Origin of the sequence: Fictibacillus halophilus (assembly GCF_042680145.1) — a bacterium.
Lineage (GTDB): Bacteria > Bacillota > Bacilli > Bacillales > Fictibacillaceae > Fictibacillus > Fictibacillus halophilus_A.
Genome location: NZ_JBHTNQ010000001.1, coordinates 1,236,850 through 1,256,099, shown reverse-complemented (window position 1 = coordinate 1,256,099; position 19,250 = coordinate 1,236,850). Strand labels below are relative to the sequence as shown.

The following is a 19,250-nucleotide window of genomic DNA, read 5'->3' as shown; positions in this document are numbered from 1 at the left end:
CCCCTCTACCACCCTTGAGCATTCCATTTAGTTAATTAAGCAGTTGTTTCTTCTTCAGCTGCTTCTGCTACTTCTTCTCCGCCTTGGTTAGCTTCGATGATAGCATCAGCCATTTTTCCAGTTAGAAGTTTAACTGCACGGATAGCATCGTCGTTACCAGGGATAACGTGATCTACTTCATCCGGGTCACAGTTAGTATCAACAATAGCGATGATCGGAATGTTTAATTTACGAGCTTCAGCAATCGCAATACGCTCTTTACGAGGGTCAACTACGAATAATGCATCAGGAAGCTTGTTCATTTCTTTAATTCCGCCTAGGAACTTTTCAAGACGTTCCATTTCTTTTTTAAGAAGGATTACTTCTTTCTTAGGAAGAACATCGAAAGTTCCGTCTTCCTGCATTTTTTCAAGATCCTTCAAACGATTGATACGCTTGCGGATCGTACCGAAGTTTGTTAATGTTCCACCCAACCAGCGCTGGTTGATGTAGTACATGTCAGAACGTTCAGCTTCTTCTTTTACTGAATCTTGAGCTTGCTTTTTAGTACCAACGAAAAGAATCTTTCCGCCGTCTGCTGCGATGTTACGCATAACATTGTAGCATTCTTCTACTTTCTTTACCGTCTTTTGAAGATCGATAATGTAGATACCGTTTCTTTCTGTGAAAATGTAACGAGACATTTTCGGATTCCAACGGCGAGTCTGATGACCAAAGTGTACACCAGCTTCTAACAATTGTTTCATTGAAATTACTGCCATAATGGCACCTCCTAGGTTTTTTTCCTCCGTTTGTTTCACCTTTGAACAATAACTGCATTTCTAGCAGCACCACATTGTTCAAATCCGCAAACGTGTGTGATTAACACCGAGAAATAATATAACATATTTCGCGTAATTTCCGCAAGTCATTTTGGCATGTTAAGCATAAAATTTTAAAAGCAGCTCAATTTCACCTTTTCCTCTATTCAGCATTTTAGCTATTTGTTCTGCATTATACCCTTGCTTTGCTAAAATAATCACCTTATGTGTATCAGGTTTTGTTTCTGATTCAATATGTACTTCATCATTTTCTTCATTTAATGTAATACTGTTTATTGTTTCAATTCCTGTTTCAATTGTTTTTTCATGAATTTTATGTCTATCTTGCTCATTTTTGCTGCTGAAATCAGAGATTAGTTTGTGCAGCCGCTCATTTTCGTATCTCATCTCCTGTGAAAAAAGCTCAAGCAGCTCTTCGATATGATCTGTTGATTCAGCATTTTTATTATTCTCATCAATTTTTTTCCAAAGTGAATATATAAAATAAATACAGACAACATTTAATACAAGACTAATAAAAATAATACCGTTCACAGCTTTTCACCTATCCTGAATAATCAATTTCCTGCCCTTTAAACGGATGCTTTGCATGCAGTTGGGTTGATTTACTTGTTTGCTTTTCTCCCGTATGCAACACACTATTCTCTGTTCGATCTTTTGAAGAGACCTTTTTGGATTCAGTCAATTGTTTTTTACGATCTTGTTCTGAAAGTTGCGCTTGGTGAATCATGCCTCTTTGTGATAAATCAGTCGCGGTTTTTCCAGCATCCATTGTTCGCGGGATTGCCACTTGAAGTTCTATTAATTTCAAGCTCATGTTCTACACCCGTTCTTTATAAGGAATTTATTTTTATTTCTTTCTCTTCCATATAAACTTTTGCTGACTGGAATGGAGACTGAACTCTTCGTTTATATTTTCCAATACTGATTTCTACATTTGGATGCAATGTTCCTTTAATAATGACATGAGACGAGTTACTTTGATCATTTATAGCAAAATTATTTTTCTCTGTGTAAAGTTCTGATAATTTTGCAGAAGTTTGATTGATCGTATTGTCTATTTTGCTGACCGTTCCCTGATCTAACCTATTGCTATTTCCTGCTTGTCTGACCAAAGCATCTTTTAGCTGCTGCAGTTTTTCAAGATTTAACTGCAATTCTTTTATTTTTTCATCACCAATAAATGTTTTATTGGGTTGGGGTTCCTGCAGTTTCATATATATCAACGTTTTTGAATACGTCTCATTTCCAATTTCATTAGCAGTTATCATGTTTTCAGCAATACATGTACCTCCTGCTATATTTCCTTTTCCGCTTATACAAATGATGTTTTTTCCTGCCTCACAGTAACTGTGCAATATAGATTGAGCTGCTTCAATATTTTCGCCAGCCATTATGTTACCTTGATTAATATACAGACTAGTGAAGTTTCCTCCGCAGCGTATTGATCCTTTGCCTTGACCGAGAACCCCGCCGCCCACTACAATATTGCCGGCAGCTACAATTTCTGCTGCTTCAACTAATCCTTCTATCCTCACATCACCTTGTGCATTAATTTTAAAACCAGACGGAACATCACCAGTAACATGAACATTTCCAACAAAATCGATGTGTCCCGTTTTTAAAGACAGATCGCCGTCTACCTTATAAACCGGATAAACATTCACACAGTTTGATCTATAACTTACTTCACCGCTCGCCGCTGCAAAAACACCTAAATTCTCTTCATTAAAAACGGTATTCTCTCCATTTTTAACTTTCACGTCTTTTCCTCTTTTGGCTGGAATAGGTTCGCCAAAAACAGTAATACCAGGTGTTCCATGAGAAGCTTCCCGTTTCCGGGCAATGAGCTGTCCGAATGAAACAGTCGGAATTGTGAAAAGACGTTTAAAATCAACCTTATCATTTTCCGGATTATTTATTAATGTATGTGCCTCTGCAGCAGGTATTAATTGTGCAGGTTCACCATGAACAGGCAGTATCCCTTTAGCGATTTCCAACGGAGAGTGAATGCTCTCGATATTTCCTGCAATTTTACGAATTACTTCACTCTGAATTCCTTGCTTAATTCCTTTTGAATTAATCCAGGCAGCTAGACGATCATAGGTTACTTCTTCAGGATTAATTTCAATTCCGCTCTTTTTAACAAGAATAGCTATTGTTTCTTTTTCTAATAATTTTATACTGAACCACTGATCCATCCCTCTAACCCCTTACATGTATCGTTGAAGAACCTGCCTGATTCTAAATAGTGCTTTAGAATGAATTTGAGAAATTCTTGATGTTGATAAACCGAGTACTTGTCCAATCTCAGTCAGAGTTAACTCCTCAAAGTAAAACAAACTTACAACAAGCTGCTCTTTTTCGGATAATTCTTTTATAACGAGTGCAAGTTCACCGTGAAGTTCTTCCTGAAGCAAACTGTTTTCAGGAGTTATTGCTTTTTTATCTTCTATCGTATAGCTTACTTTTTCCCGGCTTTCAGTTTCTTTGTTATCTTCATCAATGGATAACACATTAGCCATGAAGCTTTCGGACATTACGGTTGTAACATCATTCTCTGAAAGACCGAGTTCTTCGGCAACTTCTTTCGCACTTACAGAACGAAGATTCTCTTGTTCAAGTCTTTCTATAGCAGCTTCTACTTTTTTTGTTTTTTCCCGAAGACTGCGGGGCAGCCAATCTTCTCTTCGAAGACCATCTAAGATTGCTCCGCGGATTCGAAAGGAAGCGTAAGTATCAAATTTCAAGTCACGTTCTGGCTCGAATTTCTTTAAAGCATCATACAAGCCGAGCATCCCGAGGGACCGGAGTTCATCTTTGTTGACGCTTTTTGGCAGTCCAACCGATATTCTTTGAACATGATAGTTAACAAGAGGCAAATAGGCACGAAGCAATTCGTCACCTGCTTCTCGATCACGGCTAGTATTCCACTTTTCCCAGCAAGATTGTTCTTCTACTAAAGATGGCTCCGTCATGGTAATCCTCCTCGTTTTATTACCGATTTCTCGGCTTAGATAATTTTTGTGCCTTTATTTACTGTTTTAATTGTCAATTGAGAATTTTCGGGATTGAATTCAATTGTTCTCCCTCTGTTTCCCCCGACATCACTCGCAATAAGCGGAATACCAAGATGGTTAAGATGAAGCTTTACACTCTCAACATTTCTTGGACCGATCCTCATCATTTCGCTTCCAGAAGAAAATTGAAACATTTGGGCTCCTCCGGCTATTTTCGCTTTAATGCTTTTTGCAGCAGCACCTTTTTTTATAAGCATGTCATATAAAGCGTTTACAGCGGTATCCGCGAATTTTCCTATATTAGTAAAAGTTGACTTGATCAAAGCAGATTCAGGCAGCATCACATGTGCCATTCCGGCTATTTTTTTGCCTTCATCATATAAAATAACTCCTACGCAAGAACCAAGACCTGTTGTTCTTATAGTGTCAGGAGGGGATACGAGGTTGATATCCGCTATCCCAACTTTTATAATTTCACTCATCCATCGGAACTCCCAGTGCATTAAAAATTTTTGCGAATGACGCAGGATCAGGCAATAAGAAAAAGTGTCCTTTTACTTCATCCAATCTTTTCATATCTGTAAAAGCAGTATCTATTACAATTGCAAAGTCGCTGACTGCAGATATTTCTAAAAGCCCAAAACTAAGGATTGCTCCTGCCATATCTATACTCGTTGCCGGAACAGATGGCTGCAGACTGAGCCCTGTAAAATCCGAAAATGATGTAAGGTACGACCCTGAAAGGATATTCCCTACTTCCTGAAGAGCAGAAATTGTCATCTCTGAATGTACGCCTTCAGTAAGCTGGACAACTTCTCCCCCTAATAAGTCCCCTAGAAGCTTTTCCGCTTGTTCGATTGGCAGCATAAAGAACATACATCCTGGTGCATCTCCAACAATCCTTAAAAAAACAGATGCTACAATATTTTCTGAACCACCAACCATCTCCGTGATTTCCTCGAATGAGATAACTTTTACAGATGGCACTTTCATATCAACCGCTTTATTCAGCATGGTGGACAAAGCAGTTGCTGCATGACCTGCTCCAATGTTGCCGATCTCCCGCAGAATATCTAGGTGAATATGATTGATTTTAGTAAAATCCATATTACTTTCCGCTTTCTAAAGGTTGAAGCACAGCGAGCTTTTCCGGATTTAACACTTTAGTAAGGTTCAATAAGATAAGAAGACGTTTCTCTATCTTTGCAACTCCTTGAATATATTCAGCATCCACCCCTCCTACAACTTCGGGAGGAGGTTCAATTGAATCTGCTTCCAGGTCAATAACATCGTTTGCAGAGTCTACAATTAGTCCAGCTTCAATAGTTCCTACTGATACGATGATGATACGTGTGCTGTCTGTATAATCCGTTTCTTCTATGTCAAAGCGTGAACGCAGATCAATGATAGGAGTTACTACACCTCTTAAATTAATGACTCCTTTGACAAAAGGTACTGTCCTTGGAATCCTCGTAATATGCTGCATTCTTTCAATGGACTTTACCTCTTGAACAGGTACAGCATATTCTTCATCTTTTAATTGAAATATGATTACTTTTTGTTCGTTTAACATTTGGACACCCACCTATTTATTTGATTAGTGCATTGCAATCTAGAATTAATGCTACTTGTCCATCGCCTAATATGGTTGCACCAGAGATAGCGAAAACAGATGACAGATATTGACCAAGTGATTTAAGAACGATCTCTTGCTGTCCAATGAACGAATCAACAACAAGGGCTGCCATTTTGTCCCCTTTTCTCACAACAACTACCGGAACATATTCACTTGCTTCCATAGCAGATGGTACTTCGAATATTTCTTTCATAAATACTAAAGGTACAACTCTTCCGCGGAAATCCATCACCTTTTGATTATGTGCAGACAATATCTCTTCCTTTTTAATAATTGCTGTCTCAATGATAGAAGAAAGCGGAATCGCATATTTTTCTTTTTGAACTTCAACCAGCATGACTGACATGATTGATAGTGTTAAAGGAAGCTGAATGGAAAAGATTGTTCCATATCCTGCTGTTGAATCTACTGAAATCGAACCGCCTAATGACTCGATCTTGTTCTTTACAACATCCAGTCCTACTCCGCGTCCTGAGATGTCAGAGATAACTTCTGCTGTTGAAAAGCCAGAAGCGAACAATAATTCAAAACACTGTTTATCGGTCAAATTTTCAGACATTTCTTTCGTGATGATTCCATTTTCTAACGCCTTTTCTAATACTTTTTGACGGTTAATACCTGCTCCGTCATCTTCAATCTCAATAAAAACGTGGTTGCCGCTATGATAAGCTCTTAAGTAGATCGTTCCTGTTTCATCTTTTCCTGAAGCGCTTCGGACCGATGGTTTCTCTATACCATGGTCTATAGAATTACGCAGTAAATGTACGAGAGGATCACCGATCTCATCTATTACAGTACGGTCCAATTCGGTTTCTGCACCAACAATCTCAAGGTTCACGTTTTTGCCCAAGTCTTTTGCAAGACCGCGAACCATGCGAGGAAAACGATTAAATACTTGTTCAACTGGCACCATGCGCATTGTAAGAATAATATTTTGCAAGTCTCCTGAAACACGGGACATTCGTTCTACTGTTTCATTAAGTTCTGCACTTTTAAGCATTTTAGAAATCTCTTCAAGGCGTCCACGGTCGATAACTAGTTCCTCAAAAAGGTTCATCAATTGATCAAGTCTTTCAATATTAACCCTTATTGTTTTCCCAGCTGCTGAACCGCCGGCACTGCTAGATGAAGAGTCGTCCTTTTTTGTTTCATTTGCTGCATTTATTTTTTCTGCGGAATGTCCGCTTTCCGTATGCACTGAGTCGTTAAGCCTTTCCGTATTAATCTCTGAAACAACCACTTCGTCAACCTCGGAAACTTTCATAATCCGCTGCTTTAATTCTTCACCAGTTTCTTTTGTAAGAATCGAGAGTTTGAAATCTGATTCAAACTGTTCTGCTTCAAGCATGTCCACAGATGGGATGGATTTTATAATTTCACCGATCTGCTCTATCACTTCAAATACCATATAAACTCTTGCTGCTTTCAAGATACAGTCTTTGCGAAGACTGATAGAAAGTTCGTAAGCGTGAAAACCTTGTTCTTTTGATTGCAAGATGACCTGTTTTTCGTACTGATCAAATGATTGAGACAATTCAGCACGATTATCGGCTTTATGAGCTACAGACTTTGTCATTTCACCTTTTTCAAGTGCTTCCAAGTCCCGCACAGTTTCCGAGACATCACGCTTACCGCTGCCGCCCTCTGAAATCTCAACTACCATTGCTTCCAAATGATCAAGTGAAGTGAACAGTACATCGAGTACTTGTGTAGTCACAGTAATCTTTTTATTGCGGATGGCATCAAGCACATTTTCCATGCAATGTGTTAAGTTTGCCAGGTCCTCATAACCCATCGTTGCTGACATTCCTTTTAACGTATGAGCAGAACGGAAAATTTCATTAACGATTGATAATTCTTCAGGTGATTTTTCAAGCAAAAGCACCTGCTGATTAATAGCTTGAAGGTGTTCTTTGCTTTCCTCTATAAATATATCTAGATATTGAGTCATTTCCATTTTTAAAACCCTCCCATTTTACAAATTGTTCTGAATAGCACGTGCAATTGAACCTAGTTGTACGACTTCATCTACTTTTTTCGTCAGCACAGCCGCTTTAGGCATTCCATAGACGATGCACGATTCCTCCGCTTCAGCTATGACCGTGGTCTGGCCTGAATTCTTTAACTCTAGGATACCAAGCGTGCCGTCAGATCCCATGCCTGTCATAATGACTGCCACTTTAAGATAGTTTTTTAGTTTTGCAGCGCTTTCAAACAGAACGTTAACAGCTGGTCTGTGGCCACCCACTGGGGGTTCTTTATCAATGGTGAGAAACGCTTGTCCCAGCTTTTCCTGCAGGCGTACATGGTACCCTCCAGGTGCGATATAAACGGTTCCTTTTTTAATAGATTCATTTTGTTCAGCTTCTTTCACCTTAACTTCAGAAAGTGAATCAAGCCTGTTAGCTAACGACTGTGTAAAGCCAGGCGGCATATGCTGGACAACAATTATTGGTGCATCAATATCTGCCGGAAGACTCGAAATTACTTCTTGCAATGCGCGTGGTCCGCCAGTGGAAGTTCCTATTAAAACAAGTTTAGAAAGATTGTTTTTCTCTTTCTTTTCTATGAACTGTTCGGTTCGATTCACATTTGGTATACGCGCTGTAATTAATGGTTTCAGCTTTGCTTTAGACGATGTAATGACTTTTTCAATCAAGGCAGCCTTTACCTTGTGCAAATCCAGTGAGATTGCTCCAGAAGGTTTTGCAATAAAATCTATCGCACCAGCTTCCATTGCTAGAATCGTATTTTCAGCCCCCGCTTTCGTTGTGCTTGAAAGCATAATGATCGGTACAGGATGCTGCTTCATAATTATTTTCACGGCTTCTATTCCATTTAAGACAGGCATTTCCACATCCATCGTCACAACATCAGGCTCTAGTTTTTTGATTTTATCAATGGCCTCTTGACCATTTCTCGCTGTATCCAAAACGTTTATCCTAGGATCTTCGGATAAAAATTCTTTGATCAGCTTTCTCATAAACGCAGAATCGTCTACTACGAGAACCGAAATTTGTTTCACTTTAGCATCTACCTCTCACTAAATAATGACTTTAACCTGCTGATAAATGATTTATAGGATGCTTTTTGCTGCAGTGCAGCTCCTGTATAAGTTCTGGCTAGATCAGCAATTGCACGTGATGCTTCAGACGCCGGCTTATTTAAGGTAAATGGAACTTGTTTTTTTACCGATTCCAACACGGTTTGGTCTAACGGAATCATTCCTAAATGAATAAGATCTTTATTTAAGAATTGCTTGCATACATTCGTTAATTTATGAGAAGTTTCGCGCCCTTCACGCTCATTTTCACATCGGTTAACCGCTAGATAGAATGGAAGAGTGCTATCCTTCGCATGAATGAACTTCATCATCGAGTAAGCATCTGTAATAGATGTGATTTCAGGCGTCGCAATCACTAAAATTTCATGGCTTGACAGAATAAACTTCAATGCCGTTTCAGTAGCCCCGGCTCCCATATCGAGAAAGATAAAGTCGTAGAATGTTTCAAGTTCTTCAAGTTGCTTAAGAAAATAATCCAGCATATCATCTGTTATAAGGGCAAGAGAACCAAAATTTCTGCCGCCGGCAATCGTATGCAAACCTTCTTTGCCTTCTTCAATGATCTCCCAAACTGACAATTGGTTTTGAAGCAGATCCATAATATGCTTTGGAGCTCTTCTCCCCAAGATTAGATCCACATTTCCCATTCCAACATCCAGATCCATAACGAGTACTCTTTTTCCCATTTTGATAAGCGAAAGAGCCAGGTTCACCGTTATATTCGTTTTTCCTACTCCTCCTTTTCCGCTTACAACAGATATAACCCTTGCGCTTTGGGCGGATGATAACATTAATTGCTTTCTAAGACTCTCAGCTTGATCAATCATGTTTCCGCTTTTCCTTTAATAGCATCTGAATCAGTTCTTCCGCGTCTGCTTCAAACATATCATCTGGCACATTTTGTCCGTTTGTTATGTAGCCGATAGGAACTCCATGATTAATGGGAAGATTTAACATCGCGCCAAATGTTGTTGTTTCATCTTTTTTTGTGAAAATCACTTTATGAACAGGAAGACTCTTAAACTGACTATATATCGTTTCCATGTCCTTATATTTTGAAGTAAGCGACAATACGAGATAATTTTTCATATCTTTATCAAAATGAACGATTCGCTGAAGCTCTTCAATATAAAACCGGTTTAAAAAATTTCTTCCTGCTGAATCAACGAGTACTAAATCATAATCTTTAAATTTTTCTTTCGCTTTTTTGAAGTCCTCAGCCGTATACGCCACTTCACAAGGAATGTTTAAGATTTCAGCATACGTTTTCAGCTGTTCAATCGCTGCAATTCTATATGTATCAGTTGTTATAAAAGCAACTTTTTTACCGTCCTTCAGAACTGCTTTTGCCCCAATTTTAGCGATTGTAGTTGTTTTTCCAACCCCTGTAGGGCCAATCAAATTTAAGAATTTTGTTTCATAATGAAACCCGCCAAAATCACTCTTTTTCATTCGCGCACTCAGAAAGTCTGTTATCCATTTATTCCAGTCATAACCTTCTGCTTCATCTTTTTCAAACGAACGATATTTGCTGTTTAATTGGGCAAAAAGCTCTTCTGAAATACTCGGTTCAAGTTCTTGAAGCTGCAAAAATGTTCGCCATTCTTCTGCGAATTCAGGCATAGGTTCACTATCTTTATTCTGTACACTCAAGTTGTGCACCATTTTTTTTAGCTGGCGTATTTCCTGAGTAAGCTCTTCACCTTGGACTGACTTATGAACAGGTTCGTTATTTATTGCTGCAACAAGCTTCTTTGGAGCATGGTAATCTATATCCTGATCTAAGCCTGCAAAAATCTCGATATTCTTTTTTGTGAAAAATCCAAGGAATCCTCCTGCCTGGACTTCCCTCGTATTTAAAATTACTGCGCCGCTTCCAAGATCTGCTCTTACAAGCTTCATAGCTTCTGGCAAGCTGTTTGCTGTATACTTTTTAACCTTCATTAAATATTCACCACCCCAACACTTTTGACCTCAAGTTCAGGCTCTAACTCGTTATATGACAATACTGCTACATCCGGGAGGTAGCGTTCGATCAGCTGCCGGACATACATCCTTACAGCTGGAGAACACAATATGACGATTGACTGATCAAAGCTTCTTCCTGATTCTAATTCCCTTGTGATGCTGTCAAATATTGATTGTGAATCATGCGGGTCCAGTGACAAATAATTGCCGTGTTCGGTTTGCTGAACAGAATCTGCAATCTTTTTCTCAACTGATCCCCCAAGCGTAATAACATGCAAAGGTTCGTTTTCTGCTACATAGCTTTTAGAAATTTGTCTGGATAATCCTTGTCTGACATATTCGGTTAGAAGATCTGTGTCCTTCGTCATTTTGGCGAAATCTGCTAATGTCTCAAAGATTATGGCTAGGTTGCGTATTGAGATGCGTTCTTTAAGCAATTTGGACAAAACTTTTTGGATTTCTCCGATCGTCAGTGCATCTGGAGTAACTTCTTCCACGATTGCCGGATATGATTCTTTCAGATGTTCTACCAGCTGTTTAGTTTCCTGTCGTCCAATTAGTTCATGTGCATGTTTCTTAATGATTTCAGTTAAATGAGTCGACACGACAGATGGGGGATCAACTACTGTATAGCCTGAGAATTCCGCCCTTTCTTTCATTTCCTCACCAATCCAGATAGCTGGGAGGCCGAATGCCGGTTCTACAGTTTCAATTCCCGTAATTTCTTCATCATCTATACCTGGGCTCATCGCAAGATAATGATCCAGCAGCAGCTCACCTTTTGCGACTTGGCTGCCTTTTATTTTGATTCTGTATTCATTCGGCTGAAGCTGTATGTTGTCTCTGATCCTGACAACCGGAACGATCATTCCGAGTTCTAGTGCCAGCTGTCTTCTGATCATTACGATTCTGTCTAACAAGTCACCGCCCTGAGAAGTGTCAGCGAGTGGTATTAAGCTGTACCCGAATTCAAACTCAATCGGATCGATCTGCAGAAGATTAACTACCGACTCTGGACTCTTAAGCTGTTCTGTCTGAATATCTTCTTCCACGACTTCTTCTTTTTCTTTTTGTTCACGCTCTGCTTTTAAGAGTAAATATCCTCCACCCGCTAGCAATCCTCCGACTGTAATGGTGAAAAAATCATTTATCGGTGTGAAAAGTCCAAGCATAATGATCGTTCCGCCAGCTACAAAAAGCATAATTGGATAAGCCAGTAGCTGTTTGCTGATATCGAAACCAAGATTTCCTTCTGATGCTGCCCGTGTAACGATAATACCTGTAGCAGTTGATATGATAAGTGCAGGTATTTGCGAAACTAATCCGTCACCCACAGTCATTCGGGTAAACATCTCCGCACTCTCACCAAAGCCTAGACCCATTTGAACCATTCCAATAATAATTCCAAAGAGCATGTTAATTAGAACGATGATGATACCAGCGATTGCATCTCCTTTTACAAACTTGCTGGCACCGTCCATAGCTCCATAAAAATCCGCTTCGCGCTCTATCGTTTCACGCCTTTCTTTCGCTTCCCGATCGGATATCATACCGGCATTTAAATCAGCATCGATACTCATTTGTTTACCAGGCATCGCATCAAGTGTAAATCTTGCTGCAACTTCTGAAACCCGTTCAGATCCTTTTGTAATAACGATAAATTGAATGATTATAAGTATGAAAAACACGACAATACCTACGAGAATGTTTCCACCGACTACAAATTCCCCAAATGTATGAACAACATTTCCGGCATCTCCTTTAGATAAGATGCTTCTGGTTGTTGAAACATTTAGCCCTAGCCTGAAAAGTGTCACCAATAAAAGTAATGACGGGAATATAGAGAACTGGAGAGGCTGCGTTGTATTCATGGCAATTAATATAATTAAAAGTGCCAGAGAAATATTTACTATGATAAAGAAGTCCAACATAAAAGTTGGCATTGGTATGACCAGCATGGCGATAATCAAGATAACACCCGCTAATACACTTACGTCTCTAGCTTTCATCTGTATACTCTCCTATTCATTCCTTACACTTTTTTCTTGATGCGATAAACAAAGGCTAATATTTCAGCTACGGCTTTAAACAGATCCTCTGGTATTACTTGCCCGATGTCGACCCTGGCATAAAGTGTTCTAGCTAATGGTTTGTTCTCAACTGTCACGACATTATGTTCTTTGCCGATTTCTTTAATTCTTTGTGCGATCAAGTCAACACCTTTTGCTACAACAACAGGTGCATCCATTCCAGTATCATCATATTTTAAGCAAATTGCATAATGGGTAGGGTTCGTGATGATCACATCTGCTTTTGGCACTTCCTGCATCATCCGCCTCATGGCCATCTGCCTTTGTTTTTCCTTGATCTTTCCTTTGATTTTCGGGTCACCTTCGGACTTTTTGTATTCATCCTTTATATCTTGTTTAGACATTCGGATGTTTTTCTCAAAGTCGTACTTTTGATACATATAATCGAGAAACGCAAGAAACAGCAAAACGAGCGAAGCGGCAAATCCCATCTTGACGGCCAATCCGCCAAAAACAGGAAGTGAAGCTTCAATACTTACAAGTGACATCCTTAAGTAAACATCCCGCTCCATCCATAAGATGAAAAAGGTAACACCGCCGATCAGCAAAATTTTCAATAATGATTTTGACAGTTCAACAAGAGCCCTTACCGAATAAATACGTTTAAAACCTGATAAAGGGTTGATGCGTTCAAGTTTCATCTGAATCGCTTCGGTCGAAAGTAAGAATCCAACCTGCAGATAGTTTCCAATTACACCTGCCGCCATTGCCGCGATCATAACCGGAGCAAGAATGATTGCAACCTCTATCGACAATTCCCAAAACAGCTTTGGGATACTTGTTTCTGTCACATCATATAACAGCTTTTTGTCTAGGCTATGTGTGAAGAGGTGCATTAATCTCTCACCCATCCAGCCGCCCATAAATGAAAGAAACATCACAGACACAAACAATACGAATGCTGCGTTTATGTCAGCACTTTTTGCCACTTGTCCTTTTTTTCGGCTTTCCTGGCGCTTTTTCGGGGTCGCTTTTTCTGTTTTTTCTTGTGAAAAATACTGTAAATTCATTTGGTGTTTCATCTAGCTAGCAGCCCCTAACAATTCCATTAAATTGACCATGGTGTCTCGCATCTGCTCAATCAGCATTTGAATTGACACAAAAAAGGCGGGCATAACAACTAAAAATAATACAAGAGCTATCAAAATTTTTACCGGAAGGCCGATAACAAAGATGTTCATCTGCGGAACCGTTCTTGCCACGATTCCCAGTGCCAAATCCGCTAAAAACAACGTTCCGACAATCGGAATCGCCATCTGTAATGCGACTAGAAACATTCCCGAAAATACACTGACCACAAATTTAGTTATGCTTCCGTTCCCAAAATTAGCAATTGGAGATTCCAGCGGAAGGAAGTTATAGCTGTAAAAGATTCCGTCCAAAAGCATGTGATGCCCATCTACCGCCAGCAGAAAGAGCATGGCAAATGTATAAAGGTATCTCCCCATCAAGGGCGTTTGAATCCCTGTCTGCGGATCAAAAACGTTTGCAATCGCAAAACCCATCTGCAAATCTATGAATCCTCCTGCTACTTGAAGTGCATAAAAGACGATAGCTGCAATAAAACCGATCACTAGCCCAATCATGGCTTCTTTAATGACAAGAAGAAGAAAGAATCCATTTATAGGTACAGGATCTGGACTAATAGCGTACAGCATGATCCATGATAAAAATAGAGAAAGACCGATTTTGTGCATCACCGGTAAATTTTTATTCGAAAACACAGGAATCGTTAAAAAAAATGCCGATACTCTAATTAGTATTAATAAAAATGCCGGGAAAGAAAGTAAATCTATCATGTTATAAACCTATGTATGTGTGCAGATTTTGAAAAATATTCGCTGTAAATGCAAGGATCTGTGATAACATCCAAGGACCGAAAAATACGAGACCTACCAAAACTGCTACAATCTTAGGAATAAATGCAAGAGTCTGTTCTTGTATTTGTGTAGTTGCTTGAAAGATACTGACGATCAGACCGACGACTAATGCTAAAGCAAGCAAAGGCCCACATAAGAGAAGTGTTATGTATACACCTTTTTCCGCTAAAGATATAACAAATTGAGAATCCATGTTTCCACCTGCCCGTTTTAATAGCTTAATAACAATGACTTAACGATTAAATGCCAGCCATCCACCAGCACAAATAATAATATTTTGAATGGCAGTGAAATCATAACGGGCGGCAGCATCATCATCCCCATCGCCATTAATACAGAAGCTACGACCATATCAATGATCAGAAACGGTACAAAGATCATAAAGCCCATCTGAAAAGCCGTTTTCAATTCACTGATCGCAAACGCAGGTACGAGTGTTGTTAAAGGAATATCCTGAATACTCTCTGGCTTCTTGGCTCCTGAATATTCCAGAAAAAGCATCAAATCCTTCTGCCTTGTATGTTTTGCCATAAATTCTTTAATTGGAAGACTTCCTTTATCAAAAGCCTCCTTTTGTGTAATTTCACCTTTCACAAGAGGCTGTATGGCTTCTTTATTCACATCATGCATCACAGGTGCCATGATAAAAAATGTAAGAAAAAGTGCAATGCCGATTAACACCTGATTCGGCGGCATTTGCTGTGTTGCGAGTGAAGTTCTTACAAATGAAAGAACAATAATGATTCTTGTAAATGAAGTCATAAGTATAAGAATACTTGGCGCAAGTGAAAGAACCGTTAAGAGCAGCAATAACTGAATCGTTGTTTCCATGTTTGCCGGATCGCTATTGTTGATAAAATCCAAATCTAGACCTGGAATAAATTCATTCATGATGTTTACCTTCCTCAAACGCCTTCTGCATTTCTTTACGCTGTTCTTTTCTTTCGTTCGTTAGCGAAGCCAGCAAATTCTTAAAGTTCGCCGTATGATCTTTAGAAACCTCATCTGTCTTTTGTGTTGATTCCTGGCGATTTAACCATTTTGATTTCAGCTGATTTGCCATTGTGCTAACTTGTTGGGCAGGACGCTGTTCAAGCATCATCTTTACTTCATCTTCATTCGTTATTTCTTTTAATAGGGTAACGGTATCTCCAACTCCTACTACCAGCACCGAATTCCCTGTCTTTATAAGCTGGACTGACCGGTTTTGGCCGACCCCTATACCCCCGAGTGATTGAAGGTTCTTACCATCTTGAAAGCTGACTGATTTCTTTTGAATAAATCGTAAGACGAAAAACAAAATTGCAAGGACGATCCCAAGCATGAAGATAAGTTTAACTAGCATAAAAAATGTACTTTCTTTCTCAGCTGGCTCTTTAATTTCAGAACTTTTGTTTTCGCCTTTGTTATCGTTTTTATTAGAATCATTTACTGTATCCCATACGCTTTTCCCTTGACTGCTGCCTTCCGCTTGTACGCTATGAGGTACAAACGAAAGGCAAACTGCTGCAAATAAACATATAATCCATTTCGACATCGGAATGGTTCCTGCTTATCCCAAGGTTTTCTTTATAGCTTCGATTACGCGGTCTGCTGCAAAAGGCTTAACGATAAAATCTTTTGCTCCAGCCTGGATCGCATCAATTACCATTGCTTGCTGTCCCATTGCAGAACACATAATGATCTTTGCATCAGGATGTGATTTTTTAATTTCTTTCAACGCAGTAATACCGTCCATTTCAGGCATTGTAATGTCCATAGTTACTAGATCAGGTTTCAGATCTTCAAATTTTTCAATAGCCTGAGCTCCATCAGCAGCTTCCCCTACTACATCAAAACCATTTTTAACTAAGATATCTTTAATCATCATTCTCATAAATGCTGCATCATCAACAACTAAAATACGCTCTCCCATTTCAATTACCTCCGTTGTTTATTTCAGTTTTTCTAAACGGTCACGCTGACTTAAAATCTCAGTTACACGAACACCAAAATTCTCATCTATTACAACTACTTCACCTTTTGCTATCATCTTATGATTAACAAAGATATCTACTGGTTCTCCTGCTAACTTATCAAGTTCTACAATCGATCCTGCTGACATTTCTAAAATATCCTTAATCGTTTTCTTTGTACGTCCTAGTTCCACCGTTACTTGAAGCGGAATATCTAATAGCATATCCAGGTTCTTCGATTCAGTCTGGCTGGATCCAAAATCACTGAAATCTGAAAAACTTGCAGGCTTTACAGAAACATCTCTCATCTGCGGCTGATAAGATGATGAAGGTTCTGGTCTAGTCTCTCTTTGTACATAAGACTCTTCATGATCCTGTAAAGAAGGCTGCGTAACAGGCTGCTTCTCCTCTTGAGGCTTATAATCTGCAACAGGTGCCTGCTCAGCTGCAGGTTCAGGGTTCATTAATTTTTTTACAAGATCCTTAGAAAACTCTGCATCAATCAATTGCATAATATTTGAATCTATTAATTCTCCTACCTTTAGGCGGAACGATACTTTTACTAGAATTTCTTCATCTGGTATCAAGCTCGTGTTCGATTCAACATCCAGAAAATCAATCTTAGGCGGAGAAATATCTACCTTTTTATTAAAGATCGTTGACATAGAAGTAGATGCAGAACCCATCATCTGGTTCATTGCTTCACCAACAGCACTTAACTGCAGTTCTCCAAAATCTGGCGAAGGGTTAGTCCCTTCACCGCCAAGCATCAGGTCTGCGATTATCTGTGCATCCGACTTACGGATAACTAATAAATTTGCGCCTTCAATACCTTCTGTATATGTAACCTGAACGGCAACATGCGGAATCGGGAATTCGTCTTTTAGCTCCGTTCTTTTCACAACGCTAACAGTAGGTGTCGTAATCTCTACTTTTTGATTTAAAAGTGTTGATAGCGCGGTAGCTGCACTTCCAAAAGAGATGTTTCCGATTTCACCTAATGCATCTTGTTCAATAGTAGATAAATAGTCTTCGGTTTCTGTCGTTCCGGACGAGGAAGGACTTCCACCATTCAGCAAAGCATCAATTTCATCTTGTGAAAGCATATCTCCACTTACCATTGATCCTCATCCTCCTTAATGGTTTCTAATATTTGTACAGCTAGCTTTTTCTTCACCTTACCAGGCTGACCATAGAACTTAGGATTGTTTTCCACTTTGATAACAAGCGGCTGTCCAATTCTCTGGTCCAGTTCAATGCAGTCTCCTGGAGTAAGATGAAGAAATTCCTCAATTGACATTTCAGAAGAACCCAATTCAACTTTAAAAGGAAGAAATGCGTTTTTTAATTTTTGTTCAATAAATTCTGATTCACCCGGAGTCCGCAATTTCTTCTTGTTCTGCATCCAATGGCTTACAGAGAGCTTTGGAATGATCGGTTCAATCACAACATGCGGCAAACAAATATTGATCATTCCGCTCGTTTCTCCGATCGTAGTATTTAGTGAAATAACTACGACTGTTTCGTTTGGTGAAACCATCTGTAAAAATTGCGGGTTAACCTCCAGATCAAGCATGAAAGGATCTAATTCAATAACGCTTGTCCACGCTTCCTTAAAACTATCAAGCGTATTTTCGAAGAGCTGACTCATAATTCTCGTTTCGATTTCCGTCAAATTCTCGATCTTATTCATACCAGTACCGCTGCCGCCCATTACTCTGTCAAGCATTGCATATGCAATATTCGGATTCACTTCCATCAAAATTCTGCCTTCAAATGGGTGAGCTTCAAACACATTTAAAAGAGTCATCTTCGGAACCGACCGGATAAATTCTTCATATGGCAGCTGATCAACTGAAGCCACTCCGATTTGTACATATGTTCTTAACTGTGCTGAAAAATACGTTGTTAACAATCTTGCGAAATTTTCATGCAATCGGGTTAAGCTGCGGATCTGCTCTTTAGAAAACCGAAGCGCTCTCTTAAAATCGTAAACTTTTACTTTTTTCTCTGACTCTTCCTTTTTCAGCTCTTCTGCATCCATTTCTCCTGTTGAAAGGGCGGAGAGAAGAGCATCAATTTCGTTTTGCGACAAAACATCTACCAAGAGTCTCACCTCTTTTCATGCTCGTATTTAATGAATTATTGAATGATTTTTTGAGTAGTGTAGACTCTGACTACTTTCCCATCCTGCATAACTTTATTAATCTCTGTCTTTAAGGTGTTTTCTAAAGAGATCAACCCTTTTTGTCCTGAAAGTTCTTCTGTTTGCTTGTTTGAGATTTCATAGATGATCAAGTTGTTCACCTGGAACAATCTTTTTTCAAGTTCCTTTTTAGCATCCTTATTATCTGCTTGAATCTTAAACTTGATTTTGACAAAAGACTTATCAGCCAAATTAGTCGTGATCTCATCTGTTTCAACCATCAACTTATCAAGCTCTTCCGCTGTTGGTTCAGAAGCTTCTGTTTTAGGCGAGAAGTATTGAAAACCAAAGTACCCAGCTGCACCTACAAGGCCAATAGCTACTATCATGGAAAGCATGATAGTAACAGCTTTATTTTTCCCCATCTACTGACCCTCCCCTTTATTGCCATTCAGTGGCAGCAATGTGATGCCTCTGTAAAATGAAGCAACCTTTTGAGCAACCATTTCTTCGCTTTCCTTCACAACAAATTTTTTCCCTGTTGTTAAGGTAATCGTTGTATCAGGAAACGATTGAACTTGTTCAATATAGATTGCATTTAGAGTAAACGTATTACCATTTAACTGAGTTAAGGAAATCATATGAATTCAGGGCTAAGCAGCTGAATGCT

23 protein-coding genes are annotated in these 19,250 nt (G+C 39.2%); all 23 read right to left on the bottom strand.

Translation table 11 applies throughout. From position 1 onward, the window contains the following. Positions 1–35: 35 nt before the first annotated feature. Positions 36–761, bottom strand: coding sequence for a 30S ribosomal protein S2 (gene rpsB / locus ACFQ4X_RS06590; RefSeq protein WP_379833846.1), 726 nt, complete (start codon positions 759–761; stop codon positions 36–38). 159 nt (positions 762–920) lie between these two features. Continuing rightward, complete coding sequence (locus ACFQ4X_RS06585) at positions 921–1,355, bottom strand: DUF6115 domain-containing protein (protein WP_379833844.1); 435 nt, start codon at positions 1,353–1,355, stop codon at positions 921–923. 10 nt (positions 1,356–1,365) lie between these two features. After that, positions 1,366–1,638, bottom strand: coding sequence for a hypothetical protein (locus ACFQ4X_RS06580; protein WP_379833843.1), 273 nt, complete (start codon positions 1,636–1,638; stop codon positions 1,366–1,368). A gap of 16 nt (positions 1,639–1,654) precedes the next feature. After that, the gene (locus ACFQ4X_RS06575) at positions 1,655–3,022 is read right to left on the bottom strand and encodes a DUF342 domain-containing protein (RefSeq protein ID WP_379833841.1); all 1,368 of its coding nucleotides are present in this window, start codon (positions 3,020–3,022) and stop codon (positions 1,655–1,657) included. 12 nt (positions 3,023–3,034) lie between these two features. Further along, the gene (locus ACFQ4X_RS06570) at positions 3,035–3,799 is read right to left on the bottom strand and encodes a FliA/WhiG family RNA polymerase sigma factor (protein WP_379833840.1); all 765 of its coding nucleotides are present in this window, start codon (positions 3,797–3,799) and stop codon (positions 3,035–3,037) included. 35 nt (positions 3,800–3,834) lie between these two features. Beyond that, positions 3,835–4,323, bottom strand: a complete 489-nt coding sequence (locus ACFQ4X_RS06565) for a chemotaxis protein CheD (RefSeq protein ID WP_379833838.1) — start codon at positions 4,321–4,323, stop codon at positions 3,835–3,837. After that, positions 4,316–4,948, bottom strand: a complete 633-nt coding sequence (locus tag ACFQ4X_RS06560; RefSeq protein ID WP_379833837.1) for a chemotaxis protein CheC — start codon at positions 4,946–4,948, stop codon at positions 4,316–4,318. Before ACFQ4X_RS06560 ends, ACFQ4X_RS06565 begins: the two co-directional genes overlap by 8 nt. A gap of 1 nt (position 4,949) precedes the next feature. Next, positions 4,950–5,414, bottom strand: a complete 465-nt coding sequence (locus ACFQ4X_RS06555) for a chemotaxis protein CheW (RefSeq protein ID WP_066289473.1) — start codon at positions 5,412–5,414, stop codon at positions 4,950–4,952. 16 nt (positions 5,415–5,430) lie between these two features. After that, positions 5,431–7,434 carry a chemotaxis protein CheW gene (locus tag ACFQ4X_RS06550; RefSeq protein WP_379833835.1) on the bottom strand — a complete coding sequence of 668 codons (2,004 nt, stop codon included), beginning with the start codon at positions 7,432–7,434 and terminating at the stop codon, positions 5,431–5,433. Positions 7,435–7,452: 18 nt separating this feature from the next. Beyond that, positions 7,453–8,502, bottom strand: coding sequence for a protein-glutamate methylesterase/protein-glutamine glutaminase (locus ACFQ4X_RS06545; protein ID WP_379833834.1), 1,050 nt, complete (start codon positions 8,500–8,502; stop codon positions 7,453–7,455). A gap of 8 nt (positions 8,503–8,510) precedes the next feature. Beyond that, positions 8,511–9,368 (bottom strand): MinD/ParA family protein, encoded by an 858-nt coding sequence (locus ACFQ4X_RS06540; RefSeq protein ID WP_379833832.1) that lies wholly within the window; start codon positions 9,366–9,368, stop codon positions 8,511–8,513. After that, on the bottom strand, positions 9,361–10,485 hold the full coding sequence (gene flhF / locus ACFQ4X_RS06535; protein WP_379833831.1) for a flagellar biosynthesis protein FlhF: 1,125 nt from the start codon (positions 10,483–10,485) through the stop codon (positions 9,361–9,363). Before flhF ends, ACFQ4X_RS06540 begins: the two co-directional genes overlap by 8 nt. Beyond that, positions 10,485–12,518 carry a flagellar biosynthesis protein FlhA gene (gene flhA, locus ACFQ4X_RS06530; RefSeq protein ID WP_379833829.1) on the bottom strand — a complete coding sequence of 678 codons (2,034 nt, stop codon included), beginning with the start codon at positions 12,516–12,518 and terminating at the stop codon, positions 10,485–10,487. Before flhA ends, flhF begins: the two co-directional genes overlap by 1 nt. Positions 12,519–12,541: 23 nt before the next feature. Continuing rightward, complete coding sequence (gene flhB / locus ACFQ4X_RS06525) at positions 12,542–13,621, bottom strand: flagellar biosynthesis protein FlhB (protein WP_379833828.1); 1,080 nt, start codon at positions 13,619–13,621, stop codon at positions 12,542–12,544. Then, positions 13,622–14,398 (bottom strand): flagellar biosynthetic protein FliR, encoded by a 777-nt coding sequence (gene fliR, locus ACFQ4X_RS06520; protein ID WP_379833826.1) that lies wholly within the window; start codon positions 14,396–14,398, stop codon positions 13,622–13,624. Position 14,399: 1 nt separating this feature from the next. Next, positions 14,400–14,672 carry a flagellar biosynthesis protein FliQ gene (fliQ, locus tag ACFQ4X_RS06515; RefSeq protein WP_066289449.1) on the bottom strand — a complete coding sequence of 91 codons (273 nt, stop codon included), beginning with the start codon at positions 14,670–14,672 and terminating at the stop codon, positions 14,400–14,402. Positions 14,673–14,689: 17 nt separating this feature from the next. Then, the gene (gene fliP, locus ACFQ4X_RS06510) at positions 14,690–15,370 is read right to left on the bottom strand and encodes a flagellar type III secretion system pore protein FliP (RefSeq protein ID WP_379833824.1); all 681 of its coding nucleotides are present in this window, start codon (positions 15,368–15,370) and stop codon (positions 14,690–14,692) included. Next, on the bottom strand, positions 15,363–16,016 hold the full coding sequence (locus ACFQ4X_RS06505; protein ID WP_379833822.1) for a flagellar biosynthetic protein FliO: 654 nt from the start codon (positions 16,014–16,016) through the stop codon (positions 15,363–15,365). The genes fliP and ACFQ4X_RS06505 overlap by 8 nt, the downstream gene beginning before the upstream one ends. 15 nt (positions 16,017–16,031) lie before the next feature. After that, the gene (locus ACFQ4X_RS06500; RefSeq protein WP_066289440.1) at positions 16,032–16,394 is read right to left on the bottom strand and encodes a response regulator; all 363 of its coding nucleotides are present in this window, start codon (positions 16,392–16,394) and stop codon (positions 16,032–16,034) included. An 18-nt stretch (positions 16,395–16,412) separates the two neighbouring features. Beyond that, a complete protein-coding gene (gene fliY, locus ACFQ4X_RS06495) occupies positions 16,413–17,555 on the bottom strand; it encodes a flagellar motor switch phosphatase FliY (protein ID WP_379833820.1) in 1,143 nt (380 codons plus the stop codon). Then, the gene (gene fliM / locus ACFQ4X_RS06490; protein WP_379833818.1) at positions 17,549–18,541 is read right to left on the bottom strand and encodes a flagellar motor switch protein FliM; all 993 of its coding nucleotides are present in this window, start codon (positions 18,539–18,541) and stop codon (positions 17,549–17,551) included. Before fliM ends, fliY begins: the two co-directional genes overlap by 7 nt. A gap of 35 nt (positions 18,542–18,576) precedes the next feature. After that, complete coding sequence (fliL, locus tag ACFQ4X_RS06485; RefSeq protein WP_379833816.1) at positions 18,577–19,005, bottom strand: flagellar basal body-associated protein FliL; 429 nt, start codon at positions 19,003–19,005, stop codon at positions 18,577–18,579. After that, a complete protein-coding gene (locus ACFQ4X_RS06480; protein WP_379833814.1) occupies positions 19,006–19,221 on the bottom strand; it encodes a flagellar FlbD family protein in 216 nt (71 codons plus the stop codon). Positions 19,222–19,250 lie beyond the last annotated feature (29 nt).